This is a genomic window from Streptomyces sp. NPDC030814 (genome assembly GCF_055572155.1).
This window is the reverse complement of sequence record NZ_JBVIDX010000022.1, coordinates 13,241-33,009: the sequence shown is the minus strand read 5'-3', so window position 1 is coordinate 33,009 and position 19,769 is coordinate 13,241. Positions and strand designations below refer to the sequence as shown.

Annotated in this window: 17 protein-coding genes; 14 read left to right on the top strand and 3 right to left on the bottom strand. The window is 68.2% G+C overall.

Features of this window, described 5'->3' with window-relative positions:
* Positions 1-17: 17 nt before the first annotated feature.
* A complete protein-coding gene (locus ACZ43N_RS32900; protein ID WP_468102700.1) occupies positions 18-1,814 on the bottom strand; it encodes a hypothetical protein in 1,797 nt (598 codons plus the stop codon).
* Positions 1,815-2,449: 635 nt separating this feature from the next.
* Between ACZ43N_RS32900 and ACZ43N_RS32895 the strand changes: the two genes are divergently transcribed.
* The 13 genes from ACZ43N_RS32895 to ACZ43N_RS32835 all read left to right on the top strand — a co-directional run bounded on the left by ACZ43N_RS32895 (position 2,450) and on the right by ACZ43N_RS32835 (position 12,148).
* The gene (locus ACZ43N_RS32895; protein WP_468102699.1) at positions 2,450-3,304 is read left to right on the top strand and encodes a helix-turn-helix domain-containing protein; all 855 of its coding nucleotides are present in this window, start codon (positions 2,450-2,452) and stop codon (positions 3,302-3,304) included.
* A gap of 98 nt (positions 3,305-3,402) precedes the next feature.
* Positions 3,403-3,798 carry an ATP-binding protein gene (locus ACZ43N_RS32890; RefSeq protein ID WP_468102698.1) on the top strand — a complete coding sequence of 132 codons (396 nt, stop codon included), beginning with the start codon at positions 3,403-3,405 and terminating at the stop codon, positions 3,796-3,798.
* A 175-nt stretch (positions 3,799-3,973) separates the two neighbouring features.
* On the top strand, positions 3,974-4,834 hold the full coding sequence (locus ACZ43N_RS32885; RefSeq protein WP_468102697.1) for a sigma factor-like helix-turn-helix DNA-binding protein: 861 nt from the start codon (positions 3,974-3,976) through the stop codon (positions 4,832-4,834).
* Entirely contained in the window at positions 4,831-5,652 is an 822-nt protein-coding gene (locus ACZ43N_RS32880; RefSeq protein ID WP_468102696.1) for a protein phosphatase 2C domain-containing protein, read from the top strand. The genes ACZ43N_RS32885 and ACZ43N_RS32880 overlap by 4 nt, the downstream gene beginning before the upstream one ends.
* A 205-nt stretch (positions 5,653-5,857) precedes the next feature.
* On the top strand, positions 5,858-6,205 hold the full coding sequence (locus ACZ43N_RS32875) for an SCO3933 family regulatory protein (protein ID WP_055517769.1): 348 nt from the start codon (positions 5,858-5,860) through the stop codon (positions 6,203-6,205).
* A 65-nt stretch (positions 6,206-6,270) separates the two neighbouring features.
* A complete protein-coding gene (locus ACZ43N_RS32870) occupies positions 6,271-7,602 on the top strand; it encodes an FtsK/SpoIIIE domain-containing protein (protein ID WP_468102789.1) in 1,332 nt (443 codons plus the stop codon).
* 88 nt (positions 7,603-7,690) lie between these two features.
* On the top strand, positions 7,691-8,410 hold the full coding sequence (locus tag ACZ43N_RS32865; RefSeq protein ID WP_468102788.1) for a DUF2637 domain-containing protein: 720 nt from the start codon (positions 7,691-7,693) through the stop codon (positions 8,408-8,410).
* A gap of 12 nt (positions 8,411-8,422) precedes the next feature.
* Positions 8,423-8,602 (top strand): mobile element transfer protein, encoded by a 180-nt coding sequence (locus ACZ43N_RS32860; protein ID WP_159773066.1) that lies wholly within the window; start codon positions 8,423-8,425, stop codon positions 8,600-8,602.
* Positions 8,603-8,618: 16 nt separating this feature from the next.
* Positions 8,619-8,774 carry a hypothetical protein gene (locus ACZ43N_RS32855; protein WP_123541968.1) on the top strand — a complete coding sequence of 52 codons (156 nt, stop codon included), beginning with the start codon at positions 8,619-8,621 and terminating at the stop codon, positions 8,772-8,774.
* A gap of 19 nt (positions 8,775-8,793) precedes the next feature.
* Positions 8,794-9,105 carry a SpdD-like protein gene (locus ACZ43N_RS32850; protein WP_468102695.1) on the top strand — a complete coding sequence of 104 codons (312 nt, stop codon included), beginning with the start codon at positions 8,794-8,796 and terminating at the stop codon, positions 9,103-9,105.
* Positions 9,106-9,207: 102 nt separating this feature from the next.
* Positions 9,208-10,575, top strand: coding sequence for a replication initiator (locus ACZ43N_RS32845; RefSeq protein ID WP_468102694.1), 1,368 nt, complete (start codon positions 9,208-9,210; stop codon positions 10,573-10,575).
* The gene (locus ACZ43N_RS32840) at positions 10,575-10,745 is read left to right on the top strand and encodes a helix-turn-helix transcriptional regulator (protein ID WP_468102787.1); all 171 of its coding nucleotides are present in this window, start codon (positions 10,575-10,577) and stop codon (positions 10,743-10,745) included. Before ACZ43N_RS32845 ends, ACZ43N_RS32840 begins: the two co-directional genes overlap by 1 nt.
* Positions 10,742-12,148, top strand: a complete 1,407-nt coding sequence (locus ACZ43N_RS32835; protein ID WP_468102693.1) for a tyrosine-type recombinase/integrase — start codon at positions 10,742-10,744, stop codon at positions 12,146-12,148. The genes ACZ43N_RS32840 and ACZ43N_RS32835 overlap by 4 nt, the downstream gene beginning before the upstream one ends.
* 478 nt (positions 12,149-12,626) lie before the next feature.
* On the opposite strand, the gene ACZ43N_RS32830 is transcribed toward ACZ43N_RS32835, so the two are convergent.
* Positions 12,627-14,144, bottom strand: a complete 1,518-nt coding sequence (locus tag ACZ43N_RS32830) for an AAA family ATPase (RefSeq protein ID WP_468102692.1) — start codon at positions 14,142-14,144, stop codon at positions 12,627-12,629.
* Positions 14,145-14,532: 388 nt separating this feature from the next.
* Between ACZ43N_RS32830 and ACZ43N_RS32825 the strand changes: the two genes are divergently transcribed.
* Positions 14,533-17,046 (top strand): serine/threonine-protein kinase, encoded by a 2,514-nt coding sequence (locus tag ACZ43N_RS32825; protein WP_468102691.1) that lies wholly within the window; start codon positions 14,533-14,535, stop codon positions 17,044-17,046.
* A gap of 1,272 nt (positions 17,047-18,318) precedes the next feature.
* On the opposite strand, the gene ACZ43N_RS32820 is transcribed toward ACZ43N_RS32825, so the two are convergent.
* A complete protein-coding gene (locus ACZ43N_RS32820; protein ID WP_468102690.1) occupies positions 18,319-19,506 on the bottom strand; it encodes a PTS fructose transporter subunit IIC in 1,188 nt (395 codons plus the stop codon).
* Positions 19,507-19,769 lie beyond the last annotated feature (263 nt).

Here is a 19,769-nt window from a genome sequence, read left to right as displayed (position 1 = left end):
CTTGCTGAGTGGGCTTTTTACAGTACACCCTCTTTGGCCAAATCCTTATATCGCCAAAAGCTTTCGGTGAAGGGCTTCAATAGGGAAAAGCTAAGGAGGTAACCGAAAACGACGAGTATCATCCATATCCAACTGATTGTTGGTTGATCTCCCCCGGTTATTGGATCCAAAAACTTGAAACACTGAGTTCCTTTGTCATTCCAATTGAATCCCACGACGTACAGTATGGCACTCGCGAACGAAAGAAGAGCAGCGCCCAGCAAGCCGGCGCGAGCAGCCAGGGTCGTTCTTAGCATGCTCTCTTTGTCGGAAGCGAATCCCAACCATGTCGAGGCAAACGCTGCAAATCCCAGTAGTATCGGAGGAAGGGCCTGCATGTTCTCAGTGGAGGGCTTCATAAGGGTGAACAGAGTTAGTAGGAAGGTGATCGCAAAGGCGATGAACACAGCATTGCCAAGTACGCCAGGAGGAACCTCGGCAAATCCAATCTCAAGAACAAGGTCCTTGGGTTTCCGCCGCGCTTTATACATGCCTCGAATGTAGGTATGCGCATACGAGGATCCGGAGGGGTAATGAAGATGTATATCCGGTTTTGGATCTTCAAAATCCCCTGATGTAAGAGGAACCAACTTGTCGCCCCGCCTCGTCTGCTTCGAACGACTAAGAAAGAGGTCTTTCACGTATTGGCCAACCTCGCTATTCATCCTGAAGTGGTAGCTCGATGTGAGAAATGGCCACACGAGAGGAATCCGAAAGTGATCAGGCCGCAGGCCTAGAAGCAATCTCAATCGGGAGTACTTGCCAACATCGACGCCGATTACAGAAAGGGGAAAAGTTCGAGAGTACCTAAGGATGGTGCGAGAATTGATGCGTGCCTCAACTATATGGACCTGATATCGTGAGAAAGTGGTGATAAAACGCAAAAGATCGATACGATCAGACGCGCTGAGCGCATGCCGACTATTGATATCTTCAAGTATCAAACTTTTGTGAAAACGGGACCATTTCCCAGTTTCCTGCAATAGGCCAATCACACGGTCGGGTGGTTGCACTTCCTCCCCGAACGCCCGTTTGTAAAGGCGGTAAAGAATCAGCGTAGAAAGAGCCGCTGACTCATAAGTGGAAAGTGTTCCAAGGGATTTTCCGTCATATCCCTCAAAACATAGATTGTGATGAATCTCGCCTTTCGGGGTCAACGCGACCGGGAGAAGGGTTCTCTTTGGCTTCTGAGCTATGAGCTCGCAGCCAGAAGGCAAACTCATATGCAACTCAACTTGCAAACAAAGAGATGAATCCTTTATGCAGGCATTTTCTATGGCGCGGTGAACATAGCGATCTGGATGAAGAAGAATGTCGCTCAGTAGCAGTACATCTTCCGCCGTGTAGTTACGGCGCAATAGATCTGAAAATACCTTCCCAAGCACCTGCTCATCAATGGCCTGTGCAGTGGCAGTTTTCGACGGGATTGTCGGATTGAATCCGAGGAAGCGTCTGTGAGCAATAAAATAGAAGGCGCAAAGCGAAGCGATGAAACCGCTGGCAGCCCCAAGACGGCAGACTAGTGGGGGAGCAGGCACAATAGTGGCAACTGGATCGGCGACGGCAACGGCGAGCAGTCCCAGCGAGGTGATAATTAGAAGTCCTTCAACTGTAAGCAGTATGCCCTTGAAATGCCGCCCGTAATATCCTTTCAGTCCACGCTTTATAGCGGTGAATGTTGGATTAAAAATCGGCTCGACTTGATCTACTATGCATAGGATCAAAATAATACTAACCCCTATGCATATGCCATTAACCCACATAGAAGTCACCACTCGGTTGGCCTGTCAGGGTATCGGCGTTTTTGGGGGCGCAGCATGGCCAGCCGCACAGAGCCTCATCGACTGACGGACCACACTGTCGGCATCAAAGCCCCCTATCACCGTCAAGATAACTCTGGGATGAGTGACTCGCATCTGGGAAGGAAAGCGAGTACGAAGAGTAATGATTTATGGGCTGTCACGGTGAACTTTGATACCCACTGTAATAATCGAGATCCGCTATCTGCTTGTCGCTGTCTTCCATGCACCGGTTGTGACCGCGGCCAGACTGCTGCACTGGTCAACCTGGTGCAGGCCACCAGGCAACAGCCCAGCGGAGCCACTACCGACGCGCACCGCCAACGAACCCGCTGGATCGAGGTCAGGTGGCTGATTGCTGTGCGTCGCGGCACGGGCGCCGGCCGGGCTGGAGCGGGGCGGAGACAGGAGCGCAGGCCCGGCCGGGGGCCGGGCCGCGCGCGGGGAGCGGAGCGAGCCGCCTTGAACCAGTAGAGAAAGTTTGAATCACGGAGGGGCTGGGGCAGTGTCTGGTCCCGGGAGATGCTTGACGCTTCGGTCCCAGCTGATGGTTGACAGTGGCCGTGATCGGCTTTTCTGTGCCTGGCTGCCCTGTGGTGTAGAACCCTGGCATGGGGAGTGAGCGGCGGGAGCGGATGCGGGCGCTTGGTGCGCGTCTTCGGGAACTTCGGGCAGAGGCTGGGCTGACGGGTGCTGTGCTGGCGCAGCGTGCCGAGGTAGGACAGCCGACCGTGTCCAAGGTAGAGACCGGGCGCATGGTTCCGAGCGTTGATGTGCTCGGCCGGCTCTCGCGTGCTCTCGGTCTTGATGAGTCGACCGCTCGTGAGGTTCGTGAGCTGCTGCACGCTGTGATGGCTGCTCCGGGTGCCGACCAACAAGCAGAGGGCGTAACTCAGGGCGCCGGTAGCACAGTTGATGAAGAGGTTCGGTCCGCACAGCTGGTGAGGTCGTTCCAGTGCGTCGTGCTGCCGGCCCTACTTCAGACCGCGGAGTACGCCCGGCACGTCTTCGGGAGTGCGCCGAAGTCGACGCCTGATGCCATCGGTCGGGCGGTGGCTGCCCGCATCGAGCGGCAGAGCGTGTTGTACGAGCCGGGGCGGGAGTCGGTGTTCGTGCTGACCGAAGCCGTGTTGCGTACCTGGCCGGGGACTCCGGCGCTGATGCTCGCCCAGCTCGACCGGCTGCTGGCTGTCGAGAGCCTGGACACAGTGCGGCTCGGGGTCATCCCCTGGCGTCGGCGGGTGCCTGTGCTGCCTCGCCACGGGTTCACCTTGTGCGACCAGCGGGCCGTTGTCGTCGAGACCTTCGACCGTGAGCGTGTGTCGGCCGACTCCGCCGAACTGGCCGCCTACGAGGAGACGTTCGATCGCTTCGAGGAAGCGGCGGTCTTCGGCGACGAGGTGCGGGAGCTGCTGGTGCGGTCGATGGCGGACTTCCGCAGCTTGGGAGACACCCTCACTCGATAGAGGAATAATTCCTCTGAATGCCTAGCTTGCCGCTTCGTCATGGGAATACTCTGCCATTGCGCTGTCTAGCCCCCTAGACGTAGAGTGAGGGATCTCCCATGCGTACCAAGTGGTGCCGCGCCTTTCCCGGCCTGACCGAGGAGGTGGGTCATGCTCGACGCTTCGTCGCTGCTCTGCTGGAGGAGCGAGGGCCGGTCGACGACGCGGTCCTGGTCGTCAGTGAGCTTGCGACCAACGCTGTGCGGCATTCGTTGAGCGGCGCGGCCGGCGGCTGGTTCGTCGTGGTCGTCAGCTTCGGCGACGACAGTGACCTCGTACGCATCGAGGTAGTCGATGTGGGAGGTGAACGTGAGCCTCACCTGTGTGACGTGACGGACCGGGATGAAGGTGGTCGCGGTCTGGCGCTGGTGGCCGCGTGTGCCAAGGACTGGGGTATCAAGAGCTGGCCCGACGGGCGGACCGTGTGGGCGGACCTCGTGCGGGAGAGCGTGTGATCGCGCCTGCCTCGACGGTCGTCTCTGGTCGCCTCGCGGGCGGCGACGGGTGAGCCCTCGGGGTGTGCCAGGCAGACGGTCGCGGTTCTACGTGGTCGGCGTAAGTACGGGACGCCGTCTCCCGCCCATTCCGTCTAGGGCCCTAGACTCCTGGTTAGTGCTAGGAGGTGAAGTCATGTCGGACGAGTTGCAGCGGATCATGGCGATTGACGATCCGTACCGGCTGTTGCGCGAGGTCACGACCCGGTTGGCTGATGCACAGCAGGAGGTGACCGAACTGGCTCGCTTCCGTCGACGCGTGGTCCAGGACCTGCACGCGCAAGGGCTGTCGTACGCGCAGATCGCCGAAAAGGCGGGCCTGAGCCGCGGGCGCATTCACCAGATCCGGCACACCGGCCCGGCGCCGGAAGGGGCCTTCCTCGGCCGGGGCTCCGTCGTCGTCGCTACGCCTCTGCGGCGTGATGACGAGCACGGGCGGACGGTCGTCGCCATGGACGACGTCAGCTCCGGCAAGCGGCTGGAAGACCTCGCGCGGACATACGGGCTCGAAGTCGCCTCGGAGCATGTGTCGGTCGGTGGAGAGATCGACCTCAATCGGGACGGCCTGGTCGTCGTCTGTGGGCCGCGCATGTCTCAGGAGATGTGGGACACCTACGCGCAAGACCCCGTTCTGAGCTGGGAGCGCGCGGAAGACGGGCCCTGGACAGTGGTCGACCGGCACACCGGCACCGTGTACCGGTCGGGCCAGGACAGCAACCCTGCCCGGCCTTACGACGTCGGATACCTCGGCCGGCTGCCGCGCCCGGACGGCAACGGCTCGCTGCTCGCCATCGCCGGCATCCACACTCAGGGCTCTCTCGGCGTCGTGCATCTGCTCGCCAACGACCTGAACGCGCTGTGGGGCCAGGTCGGTGACCGCCGGTTCTCCACGCTGGTCGGCGTCGAGTACGACCCAGAAACCAGCGAACCGCAGTCCGCCGAACTGCTCTGCCCCCTCTACAGGCACGACGAAGAGGTGACGGGGGTGGCGGGGTGAGGTTCTCCCTCGCCACACTGCCCGCCGAAATCGACCGCGAGAACGAGGACTTCGCCGCTGCTGCCCCCGGCGCGGCCGTTGTCCTCGACGGTGCCGGTGTGGGCGGGGCCGAGACCGGATGCACGCACGGCGTCGCCTGGTTCTCCACGACCCTCGGCGCTCTGCTGCTGCGCGGCATGACTGCGTGTCCCGCCCGGCCGCTCGCCGACTGCCTCGCCGACTCGATCAGTCTCGTCCGGTCCCTGCACGAGGACAATTGCGACCTCGCCTACCGGGCCAGTCCCACCAGTACGGTCGTCGCCGCGCGGCTCGGCGGGGAAGTTCTTGAGTACCTCGTTCTCGGCGACTCCTCCCTGCTGCTGGCAGACAGCGACGGTCGTACGACCGTCGTCACCGATCGGCGCCTGGACGAGGTCGGCAAGCGGCTGCGCGGGGCCGTCGACCAACTGCCCACCGGATCGCCAGAACACACTGCCGCACTCGCCGAGTACAGGGATGCCCTGACAGGGCTCCGTAACCGGCCGGGCGGCTTCTGGATCGCCGGCCCCGATCCACGGGCGGCCGAGCAGGCTCTGACCGGAACGGTGCCGTTGGACTCGCTGGCATCCGTGACGCTGCTGAGCGACGGTGCAACGCGACTCGTCGACCGGTTCGAACTCGCCGACTGGTGCGAGGTGTTGTCCGTCCTCGACTCGTCGGGGCCGGATGAGCTGATCCGCCGCGTACGGGAAGCCGAGGCCGACGACCCAGAGGGCCGACGTTGGCCGCGCGGCAAGGCTCGCGACGACGCGACCGCCCTCCACTGGGCCCTGGACTGACGCACTCAACTCGCGCGAGCCGTGAGTCCGCGACCCAACTCGTATACCCCCCTAGACAGTTCGAGCGGCGGTCGTTTACCTTAGCTGTACACCCCCCTAGACAGTTCAGGTGGGGGCGACCCTCCCTTGCGCTGTCTAGGGGGGTATCCAGTTGGAATGGTGCTGCTCATCGAGAGTGCGCCAACGACCCTGTGAGGTACAGACAATGCGTGTCATCCCCGTGGACACCTCGGCCGCGACGCTGCTCATCACCAAGCTGCCGGAGGTCAAGGTGAGGGACCGGCAGACCGGTGAGGTGGCCGTTGACCCGGTGACCAACCAGCGGCTCATGACGGTGGAGTTGGTGTTCATCGCCGCCGGTGGTTCGGACATGATCAAGGTGACCGTTCCCGAGCAGGGCATCGGTGACGGGCTGGTCATGGGCGCCCCGGTCATCCTGTCCGGTCTGGTCGCCCGGCCCTGGGAGAGCGAGTTCGGCGGGCGTGCCCGGCACGGCATCGCCTACCGGGCCGACGCCGTCATGGTCAACGCCCCGGCTCCGGTTCAGGGTTGATCGCCGTGGCCGAGGGATTCCGGGTTCCGCTGTCGATTCTGCTGCCGGTCCTACTGGTCCTGGGCATGCTGCTGGTCATACGCCGTCGTGTGCCGGTCGTGTTCTGGTGGCTCATCGGCTATCCGGTCGCCGTGCTGCGGGTGCTCGTGTCGTACCGGGACACGATGGACGCGTGTGGTCTGACGGTCCCAGCTTCGGCCGTCCGTCGGGCCACCGCCCGGATGATCGGGCGCCAGGCCGCTCCGGTACCGCCTCGGCGGTCGTTCCCGCTGCCGACCGGGTCCGGCCTCGTGATGCGGCTGCGCATGGCGGCGGGTCAGGCTCCCGAGGACTTCATGGCCTCCGCCGACCGGCTGCGGCACGCCTGGGGCGTCCATGCCGTGTATGTCCGCACCACAAAGCCGGGGCGGCTCGAACTGCGGCTGGTCGGCTGGGACGTGCTCGCCGAGGTCAGGCCGGCCCGGCGTCGGCCGGGGTCCGATCCGCTCTGCCTGCCGCTGGCGCTGCGGGAAGACGGTGAGTGGCACGTACGGGACTTCCGCACCGTGCCGCATGAACTGATCCTCGGCGCCACGCAGTCCGGCAAGTCCGTCTACCTGCGCAATCTGCTGTGCGGTCTGGCCCGGCAGTCGGTCGTACTCGTCGGCATCGACTGCAAATGGGGCGTGGAACTCGCCCCGTTCGCACCACGGTTGTCCGCGCTCGCCGACACGCCCGACCGGGCTGACGAACTCCTGGACGCGCTGGTGGACGAGATGGAGGCACGGTTCCGGCTCATCGGGCTCCGGAGCGGTGCCGGCAGCGGGGCCGGTCCGGATGCCGTGCTCACCTCGGACGTGTGGGGGCTGCCGGAAGCCGTACGGCCGGTTCCGGTCGTGGTCGTCGTCGACGAAGTGGCGGAACTCTTCCTCGCCGCGAACCGGGACGACGAGAAGCGACGAGACGCCATGGTCACCAAGCTCATTCGCCTCGCCCAGCTCGGGCGTGCGGCCGGCATCTACCTGGAGGTGTGCGGGCAGCGTTTCGGCTCCGAACTCGGCAAGGGCGCCACCATGCTCCGTGCGCAGCTGACCGGCCGCGTCTGCCACCGAGTCAACGACGAAGCCTCGGCAAACATGGCACTCGCCGACATCTCTCCAGAGGCGGCCCTCGCCGCTACTGCCATCCCGGCTGAACGCCCCGGCGTCGCCGTCGTCGGTGACTCCTCCGGCGGCTGGTCCCGCGTCCGCGCACCACACTTCACCCTCGCCGAGGCGGCGGCCGTCTGCCGCGACACCGCCGCCCTGATGCCGGACCTGCCCCGACTCGACTCCTTCCGGCCCGCCGTCGCCGTGGAGTCCGCCGTCCCGTCCTCTGCCACCGCTGCCGTTCCCACCGCCCAGCCGGTGACCGAGTAGCCCCTTCCTCACCCGGTCGGCGCGACCGCCTCGCGCCACGCCCCTACCTTTCCCATGCCAAAAACCGGAAGGAAACCCGATGACCGCCATGGTCAAGCGCCTGCGGGTCGACGCCGTGATCGTCCAGGCCGTCATCGCCGGTGCCCTGTCCTTCTCCCACCTGCACGACCTCGCCGAAGCCGCCGGACAGGGCGGCTGGAAGGCGTGGGCCTACCCCGTCAGCGTCGACCTGCTACTGGTCGCCGCCTGGCGCCGGATGCGGCAGGCACAGCGAGCGGGCCTGGGGGCTGGGGGCCCGCGGCTGTGGTTCCTGGTCGCCCTGACCGCCTCCCTCGGCGCCAACGTCGCCACCGCCGGGCTCCTCGACCTCGACCACGTCCCCGCCTGGCTCCGCGTCATGGTTGCGGGCTGGCCGGCCGTCGCCTTCTTCGGCGGCACGCTCCTCGCCCACACACCACACCACCCCCAGGAAGCGCCCGAGGACCCGGCCTCGTCGACGACCGACCCGCACGAGGAATCCCGCTCCGCCCCGACTGCCGTCGACATGCCCGACCCGGTCGCGCTCCCGGCAACCGACCCCGCGTCTGAGCCGACCACCAACGAACCAACCACCGTCGCCGACCCGAACCCCGCTCGGCCCCCGGCGCCCGTTCCCGCCGTCGCTCTCCCTCCCGCTCTCGTCGACCGCGTCCGGGCCCTCGCCGACGAACACCGCTCGGCCACCGGCCACCCCGCCGACCCCGACGCCGTACGCGCCCGGCTCGGCTTGCCCCCGTCCATGACCGCGTCCGTCGCCGCTCACCTCTGAGAAGGGACCGCCATGCATCGCCGCTTCCGCAACGTCCGCCGTATCGGCCCCGTGAACGTCGCCTCCTACCTCGAACGCGGCAAGCACCGCCACCTGGCCGCCTGTACCGCGCCCCGGTGCGACTTCTCCGCCGAGTACGACTCACGCGCCGCCGCCGAACTCGCCGCCCGCACCCACCGCTGCTCGGCCTGACAGGAGACCACCCCTCATGGACGTACCGCTCTGGCTCGCTCTCCTCTGCATCGGGGTCCTGGGCGTCAAGCTCATCCGCCCGCCCTGGTGGCTCATCACCGTGCTGCTCCTCGGCGGCTACCTCATCGCCGACAGCCTGCTGGCCCCCGTCATCAACTCCCTCGTCAAGTAACCGAGAAGGAGACCCGCTCATGCTTCGGCCCAAGATCCCGACCATGCCTCAGCCCACCGGCCTGGTGACCCCGCCCGCAGTCATCGAGTCGACCAACGTCACCCCGGCCCCCCTGCCCCCGCAACCGGCCCCCGCAACCCCCACGCCTTCCCGTCCGGCCGTCCAGCTCACCCCCGGCACCGCGCTCGCCCTCGTCGGCGGCGGCACCGCCGTGGTCCTGGTCGTCGGCGCCGTCCTCGTCTCCATGCTCCTCGCCGTCGCCGTCACGGCCACCTCGACCGCCGTGTGCGCCGTCGTCATCCGCGCTCTCCTCACCCGCCGCGACCGCTGACACGACAACTCCAAGCGCCCGGCCCTACCCACACTGTCTAGCCCCCTCGACAGACGGATCGGGTGCGCCAGACCTGCAACCCCTGCAAGGAGGAACCCGCAGATGCGTCCCCCGGCTCCCCTCGGAGCCATCCGCCACCTGGCCGCCCTCGCCCGCTACGGCGACCTCGGCGCCTACGCCCGGCAGATCCAGCGCCTGGGCGGCTGTGAGCGGCCCGTACGGATGGAGGGCCACCGGCTCGACGTCCACGCCGCAACGGGCGAAATCGTCCGGGAGATCACCGACACCGACCTTCCGGCCGGACAGCTCCTCATCCGCTGCAACAACCGCCGGGCTACCAGATGCGCCGCCTGCGCCGAGGTGTACCGCAAGGACACCTTCCACCTCGTCACAGCTGGCCTGAGCGGCGGCAAGGGCATCGGCCCGGCCGTCGCCCAACACCCCCGCGTCTTCGCCACCTTCACCGCCCCCTCCTTCGGCCCCGTCCACAACCGCCCGACCGGCGGCCGCTGCCGCTGCGGCCGGGCCCACCCGGAGGATGATCCCGCCCTGGGTACGCCACTCGACCCGGACCGGTACGACTACCGCGCGGCCGTCCTGTGGAACGCACACGCCGGTGCACTCTGGGCCCGCTTCACCACCTACCTGCGCCAACAACTCGCCTCACGAGCGGGCATCACCCGCACGGCGCTGCGCCACAGCGTCAAGGTCTCCTACGCCAAGGTTGCCGAGTACCAGCGGCGTGGCGCCGTCCACTTCCACGCCGTGATCCGCCTCGACGGCCCGGAAGGTGCCGAGGACGCCCCACCGCCCTGGGCCACGACCGAACTCCTCACCGACGCCATCCGCACGGCGGCCCGCCTCGCCGAGACCCCCGGCCCCCTACTCGGCGGACGCCCCTACGCCTTCCGCTTCGGCAAACAGCTCGACATCCGCCCCATCCGCTCAGCGGACTTCGCGGGGACCTCGGAACTCTCCAGCCGCGCCGTCGCCGCGTACATCGCCAAGTACGCCACCAAGGGCGCCGAGACCGCCGGCACCCTCGACCGCCCCATCCGCAACCCGATCACCGACCTCATCGGCACCCAGGTCACCGACCACGCCCGACAACTCATCCTCACCTGCTGGCACCTCGGCGCCCTCCCCGAACTCGAAGCCCTGCGCCTACGCAAGTGGGCCCACATGCTCGGCTTCCGCGGCCACTTCTCCACCAAGTCCCGCGCCTACTCCGTCACCCTCGGCGCCCTCCGCCAGGAACGCGCCGACCACAACGAAGCACTCACCCGCGCCCGCGCCGCCGAAGCAGGCCACCCCCTGCCCGACCCGGACACCGTCCTCGTCCTCTCGCACTGGCGCTTCGCCGGCACTGGTCTGACTGTTGCTGAGACCTGGTTCGCGACCTCACGTCGGCCCGACGCCACCCCCGACACGGAAGGAGACTCGGCGTGGATCGCCGACGAGACGAACTGATGACCGTCCCACAGATCCTCTCCGAGCTGGGCGGAGTCTCCCGCCGCACCTTCTACCGCTGGCGTGAACTGGGTCAGGCTCCGGAAGCGATCAAGCTTCCGAACGGCGAACTCCGCGTGTGGCGCAGCGACTTCATCGCGTGGCTCCATGGGCTCGGGGAGGCGGCGTGAAGTCGCATGACGTCAAGGTGTGGGGCATCCGGAAGCGCCCGTACAAAACGCCGTCCTACGACGTCCGATGGAAGGTCGGTGATGCTCCGCCGTTCTCCGAGACCTTCCGGACGAAGGCGCTCGCCGACAACTTTCGCGCGCAGCTTCTACGGGCTGCTCAGAAGGGCGAGGCGTTCGACACGGAAACCGGTCTGCCGGACTCCATGGCGCCTGCCAAGGAATCCCGCACCTGGTACGACTTCGCGCGGGCGTACGTCGCCATGAAGTGGCCGCACGCCGCTCCGAACTCCCGCGACAGTCTGAACGAGACCATGACCCTCGTCACGACGGAACTTCTGGGCGATCGGCCTGGGCGCCCGGCCGACGACATCTTGCGGCGTGCTCTGCGCGGCTGGGCCTTCGTAGTCCAGGCCGGGGACGAGGACGAGGCTCCGGTGGACATCGCGAACGCTCTTCGGTGGGTGGCCAAAGCCTCGCTGCCACTGGCCACGCTCAAGAATCCGGCGGACATCCGTCGCGTCCTCGACTCGCTCAAGCTCAGGCTTTCCGGGGAACCGGCGGCTGCCGAGACGGTGCGGCGCAAGCGAGCAGTCCTCTTCAACGCCCTCGCCTACGCGGTCGAACTGGGGGAGCTGCCCGAGAACCCCGTCACGCTGGTGAAGTGGAAACTGCCTAAGGTCACCAAGGAAGTAGACCGCCGGGTGGTGGTGAACCCTCAGCAAGCCCGAGACCTCCTCACTGCCGTCTCGTACGTGGGTGGCTATCGCCGGGCCCGTGGGCGCCGCCTCGTCGCGCTCTTCGCCTGCATGTACTTTGGTGGGCTCCGGCCGGCGGAAGCCGTGGCCCTGCGCCGCCCGGACTGCACGTTGCCGGAAACGGGGTGGGGTTCTCTGATCCTTGCGAAAACGCGCCCGACCGTCGGAAAGCGCTGGACCGGCACCGGGGAAGTGCACGACAACCGGGGTCTCAAGAACCGCCCCGCGAACGAAACCCGCATCGTCCCAATCCCGCCTCACCTCGTCCGTATGCTCCTCGCTCACATCGAGGAGTTCGGCACTGCCAAGGACGGGCGAATGTTCGCCAACGAGCGCGGGGGAGTGGTCGCCTCCACCACCTATTGGCGCGTCTGGGACGAGGCTCGACACCTGGCGCTCACGCCGGAGCAGGTGGCCTCGCCGTTGGCCGCTCGGCCGTACGACCTGCGGCACGCTGCGCTCTCCTCCTGGCTCAACGCTGGCGTGGACCCCACCGAGGTCGCGGAGCGCGCGGGCAACAGCGTCGAAGTGCTCCTGAGCCGGTACGCCAAGTGCCTCGACGGTCGGCAGGACGTCGCCAATCGGCGGATCGCCGAACTTCTCGGCGAGGATGACGGCCAGGAGGACCGGACCGGCGCCGGGCTCTGATTCACGCACTCCTCACGCACACCTGCGGCATGATGGCCCCTGGACTCCCGTCCGGGGGCCTCGGCGTTTTCCAGGGCTGACCTGCGGATTCCTGGCCTGCGGCCAGTCCACACATAGTCCACAGCGTCCGACATACAGCCGCTCCGAGCGGCACACGGCTGCACAAACACGAAGACCCCGGCCTCAGCGTTTCCGCTGGTGACGGGGTCTTTGGGCACCTCATGCAAGGTGCCCCCGGCAGGATTCGAACCTGCGCACACGGCTCCGGAGGCCGGACGGTTCCCAAAAGTTTTCACAGGTCAGCGAGTTGTCTGACGAAATGTCAGCCCCGCCGTCCCGCGTATGTCCCGCGGCAATGAAATGTCCCATTCGGGACGGCGGCCGCGCTTTCGCGTTCCGGTCAGCGTCGATCCCGCCCCGGTCGGCCACCAGGGCTGGGCCCATGGCGCCCCCGTGAGTCACGCAACCCCGGCTCATGTCATGTCAGGCCGTGGATGGGTCCGTCGCCGTACAGCGCGCTGATGTCGACCAGCAGGACATCACGGCGGTGACCGGCGGCGTCGATGACATCGGGATGGAAACCGTGCAGGGAGAACAGGACGAGGGTCGCGTCATCGGGCCGGTGCCCCTGGTCGGCGAGGAGGGTCCGGATGTGTTCGAGGCGCTCGAGGTCCTTGAGTCCTCGGGGTTGAACGGTGGCCTTGGCCTCACCGATCAGGGCGATGGCGGCTCGCGGGTTTTGAGGGCGCTCGCCGGGGGCGATGGCGAGTAGGTCGACCTCGTGTTTGGTCCGGGCGGTCGGGTCGGCGATCTCCGCCGTGCCTACCGCGCCGAGGGACAGCCCCGTCTCGTCGATGGCGAAGGAGCGGGCCCATTCGCGCGCGGTCTCCTCGAAATGCGGGCCGAGGATCTTCGAGTGGTACGTCGGTCGGGACGACTGCCACACCTGGGCACCGTGCCGCCGTTCCACCAGGTCCACCATGGGCAGTGTGATCAGCTGGTTGAAGCGGATCACCGGGTCCGCCACGCTGATGGCCGGGTGCCGCGCCTTGAGCAGGTCCTGCTCCTTGCGGACGTAGCCGGTGGACTCGAGCACCTCCAGCGGGGCGACCATGGCGGAGCGGGACCGTTCCAGCATCGAGCCGACCTTCGCCGGGGTCGAGGCGCCCCGGGCGACCGCGGACAGTACGTCGTAGTACAGCGTGCGGTGGGTGATCCGCGGGTCCTCGCGCAGCAGGAACTCCGCCTCCACCCGGGAGTACAGGGCCCGCCCCGGGTCCAGCAGGGTGCGTTCCACCCAGGGGGCGAACTCGGCCTCACTCTGCGGGGGTCGCCCAGCGGCCAGCGGCCGATAGCCGGGGGCGCCGCCCAGCACGGAGTCGACCTGCAGTGCCACCGCCGGGTCCGCGATCCCCCAGTGGGTGCGGGCGGTGCGGTAGTCGAAGGCCGGCAGGCGCAGGTCCAGAACGGCTCGGCCGCGTAGCGGCTTGGTCCCGGACAGCAACTCGGACATCACGCTCATCGCCGAGCCGCACAGCACGATCCGGCCGCCTGGTGCCTTGCCGGACTGCGACTGGTCGTAGAGCAGTTGCAGGAATCCGGGGATCTCCGGGGAGTGCTGCAGCAGGTACGGCAGCTCGTCGATGACGATCAGCGGCGCCCCCGAGGCCCGGTTCACCACATCCAGCGCGGCGGTGAGCACATCCCGCCAGTCGTCCAGTCGCATCGCCCCGGGCCGCACACCCGCGTGCGCGGCGATCGTCTCGGTGAACCGGTGCAGCGCGGGAACCCGGCCTTCCTCCTGCACAGCGGTCAGGTACAGCCCGCCCACCGCTTCAGCGAGTGCCTCCAGCAGGAACGACTTCCCGTTTCTCCGGCGCCCCGAGACGACGGCCAGTCGCAGCTCGGTGGCTGGATCGGCGAGAAAATCGTTCAGGAGTGCCCACTCGTGATCGCGGTCCAGCAGCCGCCCCGGCTTGTCGATCTGTTCACCCACGTCTTTCCCATTTCTGTTCAGGTATACCTGAACAATATTAGTATGGGTCAAGCTTAACTCTCCTCTCCACCCGCAGTGCCACGCTGCGGGTGACCCGCACACATGGTCTTCCCGAGCGACGGCCGTGTCCGTCCGGCTCCGCTACGACCCGCAGGGTGGGCTGCCTGTGATCGAGGCGAATTTGCCGAGGCCACTGTCGTCGTGGAGAGGGTGGGCTTCAGCCCGAGGGCTGTCGCGATGCGGCACGCCGGACCACGGCAGCCCGAAGCGGACTGCGGAGTTCTTGCACGCTCCCGCTCCGGAGAAGGCCCGAAGGCTGACGTTCCGCGATCAGTCTGCGACGGACAGGAGCGAGTCCACGCCGTGGACGGCTCTGTACGGTGTTCGGGTGACACACGAAGCGGAATCCGGTCTGGCCGTCTGCGCTCTTCTCTCCTGGGGCACGGAGCATGGCGAACGTCTTGATCCAGTGGCCGCGGACGCGGTCGTGTACCTGCTAGCCCTGAGCGGCGCCAAGGTACGCGACGGGCTGCCCGAGGCCACCCCCGATCTGGTACGGGCCGTGCTGCTCGAGGCGCTGCCACAGTTCTTGTCCGTCACACCGGGCGAGGAGGGCGCGGCACTCGCGGTACTGCGCGTGCTGGCGGACCGCACCAGAGCGGACGGGCGGCTCAACACCAAGCGGCACGCGCGGTTGCGCGAGGCGATCGACAAGTGCGCCGAGGAGCACCTGCGGGTGATGTGCGACCCGCGTGAGTTGACGCTCCCTCGCTTCTGGGGCGGCCTGCTGCGGTCGCGCGGTGTCGACGTTCGGGACGCGCAGGCGGTGCGCGGCGAGTTGGGGGAACTGGCGCGGTTGCCGTACGCGGAGCGTGCCGGGCTGCTGTCCCTGCCCGACGCGACGGAGACCCCGGAGTCGGACGCGGGCTCCCTGCGCGCAGGCCCGGCGGCGTGGGCGCTCGGCCCCTACCGGCGCGGACTGGCGATGGAGCGGCAGGCGGTGGCCGCGATGGTGCTGGGGCAGCGCCTCGCCCTGTGTCTGGCCGAGTCGGATGAGGCGCCATGGGTGCCGGACCTGCTGGGCTCAGAGCAGGTGGCGCGTCTGATGGATGCCGATGGAGTGGACGAGTGGACCGAGGCGGTCACGAAAGCCGGGTTGCGCGTGGCCCGCCGCTGGTCGCTCGGGCCGGCCGAACTGCCGACGGCGGCACTTCCCGCTCCGGGTCCGCGTCCGGACGACATGGCGCTGTACACCGCGGTGGGCAAGGTGGTCGAACAGTACGACATGCTGCGGGGGGAGGAACCCTTCGCACCGCCGCACCCGCTACCCACAAACCGGGACGGCTTCGTGTCCGTGCTGTGCGGCAGCGGGTTGCTCGCGCCCGCCGCGCAGCTCGCCGCGTCCCCGCCCGCGGACGCCGACGCGGAGGGGGTCGACTTCGCGCTCGCGACCGGTTTTCTCGTCCTGGACGAGGAAGGCAGGCCGCTGCCCGGGCCGTCCCTGGAGGCATGGCGTGAGCGGAACGCGGGCGAACTGGCGGCTCTCGCGGTGCGCGCCCTGGTGGAGCTGTGCGCGCGGCTGGGCACGGATCCGGACCTCGGGGAGGACTTCGAGGGCGAGATCCTGGGCGATCTGGTGGCACTCCATTGCGCGGCGGGCGAGACCCGGTCGGTGGCGCGGGATGCGGCTGTGGCGGCCGACTGGGTGGTAGCGCCGGAGGCGTCACTCGCCGCGCCGGTGCGCGGACCCGGGGACTCCACGGAGTCGGAGGAGTCCGGGTACACGGCGGAGGCGTACCGCCTGCCGTCGCTGCCCGAGCTCGAACGACTGCTGCAGCTGGGCCCGTTGGACGAACGGGACTCCGCCGAGCTGGCGCCGGAGGCTCGGCGGCTGGCCGGCCGCCTGGATCTGCTGGCCGCGGCCGGTGTGGTGTGGCGGCGCGGCGACGCGTACGGGCTGACCCCGCTGGCCGCTGCGGTGCTTCGCGAGGCGCTGCTCCTGGCGTACGGCGGCGGCTGGCCACCGTGTACCGGGGAGTCGGCGCGGGAGACAGACGGGTCCGCCGCAGGTGACAGGGAGGAGCAGCGGTGGACACCGTCGAGCGTGGCGGAGCGCTTCCCCACCGTGGAGGCGGTGATCGCGATGGAGGCCGCACGGCTGGTCCCCGCCGCGCAGCAGTGGGACGATCCCGCCGCCCACCGGGTACTGCGCCAGTGGGTTGCGGGCGGCGAGGGGCCCGAGGCGCGCTGGCCGAGGCTGCTGGCGGCACTGGCGGCACCCTCCCCCACTCTCGGCTCTGCTCGAGCGGGGGGACCCCCATTGTCCGTGGATCTGCTGGGGCACCGCAGGCTGGTGGCGCAAACCCTGCCGGACGCCCCGCCCGGGCTGCTCGCCGGGTATGTCGGTGACCCGGTGCTCGGCGCCTGGGCCGCCGAGGTGCTGCGGGCGGCGGGGGAGGCGGTCGAGGAAGAGGCCGTGCCCCTCTCGTCCCGGCTGCTGTGGAGGCTGGACCGGCTCCACGCCCTCGCGGCCCCGGCCTGGCGTGCGTCCTTCGCCCTCGGCGAGATCCCGGAGGACGACGAGACGCCGCCGGAAGGAGCGGACGGCGGCCTTCCCACTCCTGAACTCGGCGCCCTGCACGAGGGGTTCGAGCAGATGGCCACCGGTTGGCCGGGCGGTGCGTCCGCGCTGGTGTCGGATGTCGCCCGTGCCGACCCTGCCACCGCATCGCATGCCCTTCAGCTGCTGTCGGACCATCCGGACGAGGAGATCGCCCGACCCGCCGCGCTGGCGTACGACGAGTGCGAGAAGGCGTACCTGGCACAGGTACGCCAAGCGCAGTCGGCCGCGCGGCGTAAGGGTGGCGGTCGTAATCACCAGGAGGGCAAGAAGCGTCGCTGAACCAGGTCACCGGTCGCGTCCGCAGCGGCCGGTGGCTCGCGGCTTCCTCGATGCTCTGTGCCAAGGGGTTCCAGGTGATGGGCAGCGGAGCCCACGTGTGCGGCAAGGTGGGGCCGCTGAAGCCCGCGACGGGTGCGCCGTGTGAGCAGACAACGTTCCCGGGCGGCGTTCCAAGGAGCTCTGTTCCGTGTCCGACCTTGCTGGCACGCCGCAGGCGCCACCCCGTCTCGACGGCGCCATCGGCATCAACGCCTTCGCCCTGGAGGACCGGCTGCGGCTGTTCTACTTCGCGGCGGCCGAGAAAGCACCACCCTTCTGGGGGTCCTGTCCGCAGTGGACCTGGGCCGCGCAGACCACCAAATGCTGCTGCACGAGGGCCAGGTGCGCGACTGCCTCGGCCGGCTGGCGGCCGGGCATCCGCTGGCTGCGCCAGACGGCGAGGACATCGGCGCGCTGCAGGAGGCGCTCGCTGGCTGGCAGGTACTGGACCGCACCCCGGCGGCGATGTCGCGGGGGTGCAGGACCGGGTCGGTCTCCGAGGGCACGGCGGGTGGCACTGGAACTCGGGACGAATTCCACCTTTCAGCTGGGGCGAGCGCAGCCGAGCGCGGGGGAGCCGTGTCGGGCGGCGCGGGGCGCGCCCCACTTCTGGGGGACCGTTCAGGGCCGGACCGCGACGCGGCGGACCGTTCTCAGCGTGGGGGGGAAGAGGGATGTCCCAGCGGGCCACCGCGTGGCGGTCGCCTGGTCCGGCGTCAGCCTCATGGCACGGCTCATGGCCTGGTTGCAGGTGACGAACCGTGCCTCACTGTCGCGACAGCCACGGGCAACGGGAGCTGCGCGAGCTTGCGGTCCCACAAGCTCCGCCTCCTCGCATCGGTCCGCCCGGAGATGTACGTCACCGCCGCCGGGGTGACGGTCCGGTGGATCCTGCCGTCCGCGTCCGACAGCGGCGTGCCCCGGAGCTGCACGGTGACACGGTCTCCGTGGGTTGCGCAGCGCCAGATCGCTCGTCATGGCTCCCTGGCGGCCAGGTGGCGCCGCAACGCGTAGGGCAGCTTCGCGGCGAGCAGGCCGGCGGCCGGCCCACCACTTGCGGACACCGTACCGGGGTGCGCGGTCCGGTCGCGTAGGTGCGCGAGTCGGCGTCCAACGCCGCGTCGACGATCCATGGCGCCCGTGGACCACGGCTCGGCACCAGTGACACGCGAGCCCGGCCGACTGCCGCTGTGCGGCATGAGGTCGGCCGGGCCCTGGGCGCGGAGCGATCGGTCAGCCGGAGACGGGTACGGCCTGCCGGGCGCCTGAGGTGCCCTTCGGGGCCGTGACCGGGGCGGCGCGGCGCAGGCTCTTGAGGCCGATGGTGAGGGCGGCGGTGGTGAGGACGCCTGCGGCCACGGCGGCGGCGAACAACAGCGGCTCGCCGAGTTGACCAGCGGCGAAGACACCGCCCCTCGGGTAACTGACCGTGCTGCCGAGCTGCATGACCAGGGCGCCGGTGACGGCACCGCCCGCCATGGAGGCCGGGATCACCCGCAGCGGGTCGGCGAGGGCGAAGGGGGCAGCGCCCTCGGGGATGAAGGCCGCGCCGAACAGCCAGGAGACTTTGCCGTAACGCCGCTCGGCCTCGGTGAACAGGTTGCGGCGCACCAGGGTGGCGAGGGTCATGGCCAGCGGGGGCACCATGCCGGCGGCCATGATGGCGGCCATGACGGTCATGTTGTGCGGGGTGAACTTCGACGGGTCGGGATCGCTCAGTTGCACCGCGCCGAAGGCGAATGCCGTCTTGGTGATCAGCCCTCCGAGGTCGGAGCAGGCCATCAGGCCGAGGATCAGGCCGACGATGAGGGTGCTCTGGAATTCCAGCGTGGTCATTTCGCTGTACAGCCACTGTGTCAGGGAGTTGAGCAGCGACCCGACGACCGCGAAGGTCACGAACGCCGTGACCACGGTGGCCAGCAGCGGGAACAGCACGGTGGTGGTGGCCTGCAGCGCCCGCGTGACGGGGATCCGCTTCAGAGCCAGGACGGCCGCACCGGCCGTCACGCCGGCGATCACACCGCCCAGGATGCCGCCCTCGATGATGACGACGGCGACGCCGCCGAGGAAGCCGGGGACGGCCGCCGAGCGGTCTGCCGTGCTGTACGCGACGTAGGCCGCGATGACCGGCGGGAGGGACATCATCGTGGTGAGACCGGTGCTGTACAGTATCGCGGCCCACTTCTGGGACTGCGTCCAGTCGCCGTTCTGCAGGGCCGACGGGGCCCACTCGCTGACGTCAGGGCCGCTGATGGCGAAGCTGAGGACGATCAGCCCGGCGGCGAGCGCGATGAGGGCGCCGAGGTACGGGGTGCCGGATACCAGACACCTGCTGAGTCGGTTGCCGGCGTGTCGGCCCCGCACGTCACCCCCGTCCATGGGGGCAGCCGGGTCGGTGGTGCGGTTACGGGGATGAGACAAGGTGAAGCTCCAGGTGTGCGCTCCGCCCCCGGGACGGGGCGGTGGGGGGATCGATGCGATGGGCCGGTGTGAGGTCGGCATCCGCGGCCCGCCCCGCCGTGAGAGCGGGGCGGGCGCAGCCGTGCGGGTGGGGGTGGCCTCTTCTCGAAGCATGCCCTGGTGTCGGTGTCGGGAGCCCAGGGGGGGGGCAACACCCCCCAAAGACCGCCGGCGAAGCCTTCCGGGGCGTTTTCCGTGGGCTCCCCCCCACCCCCCCCAAAGTC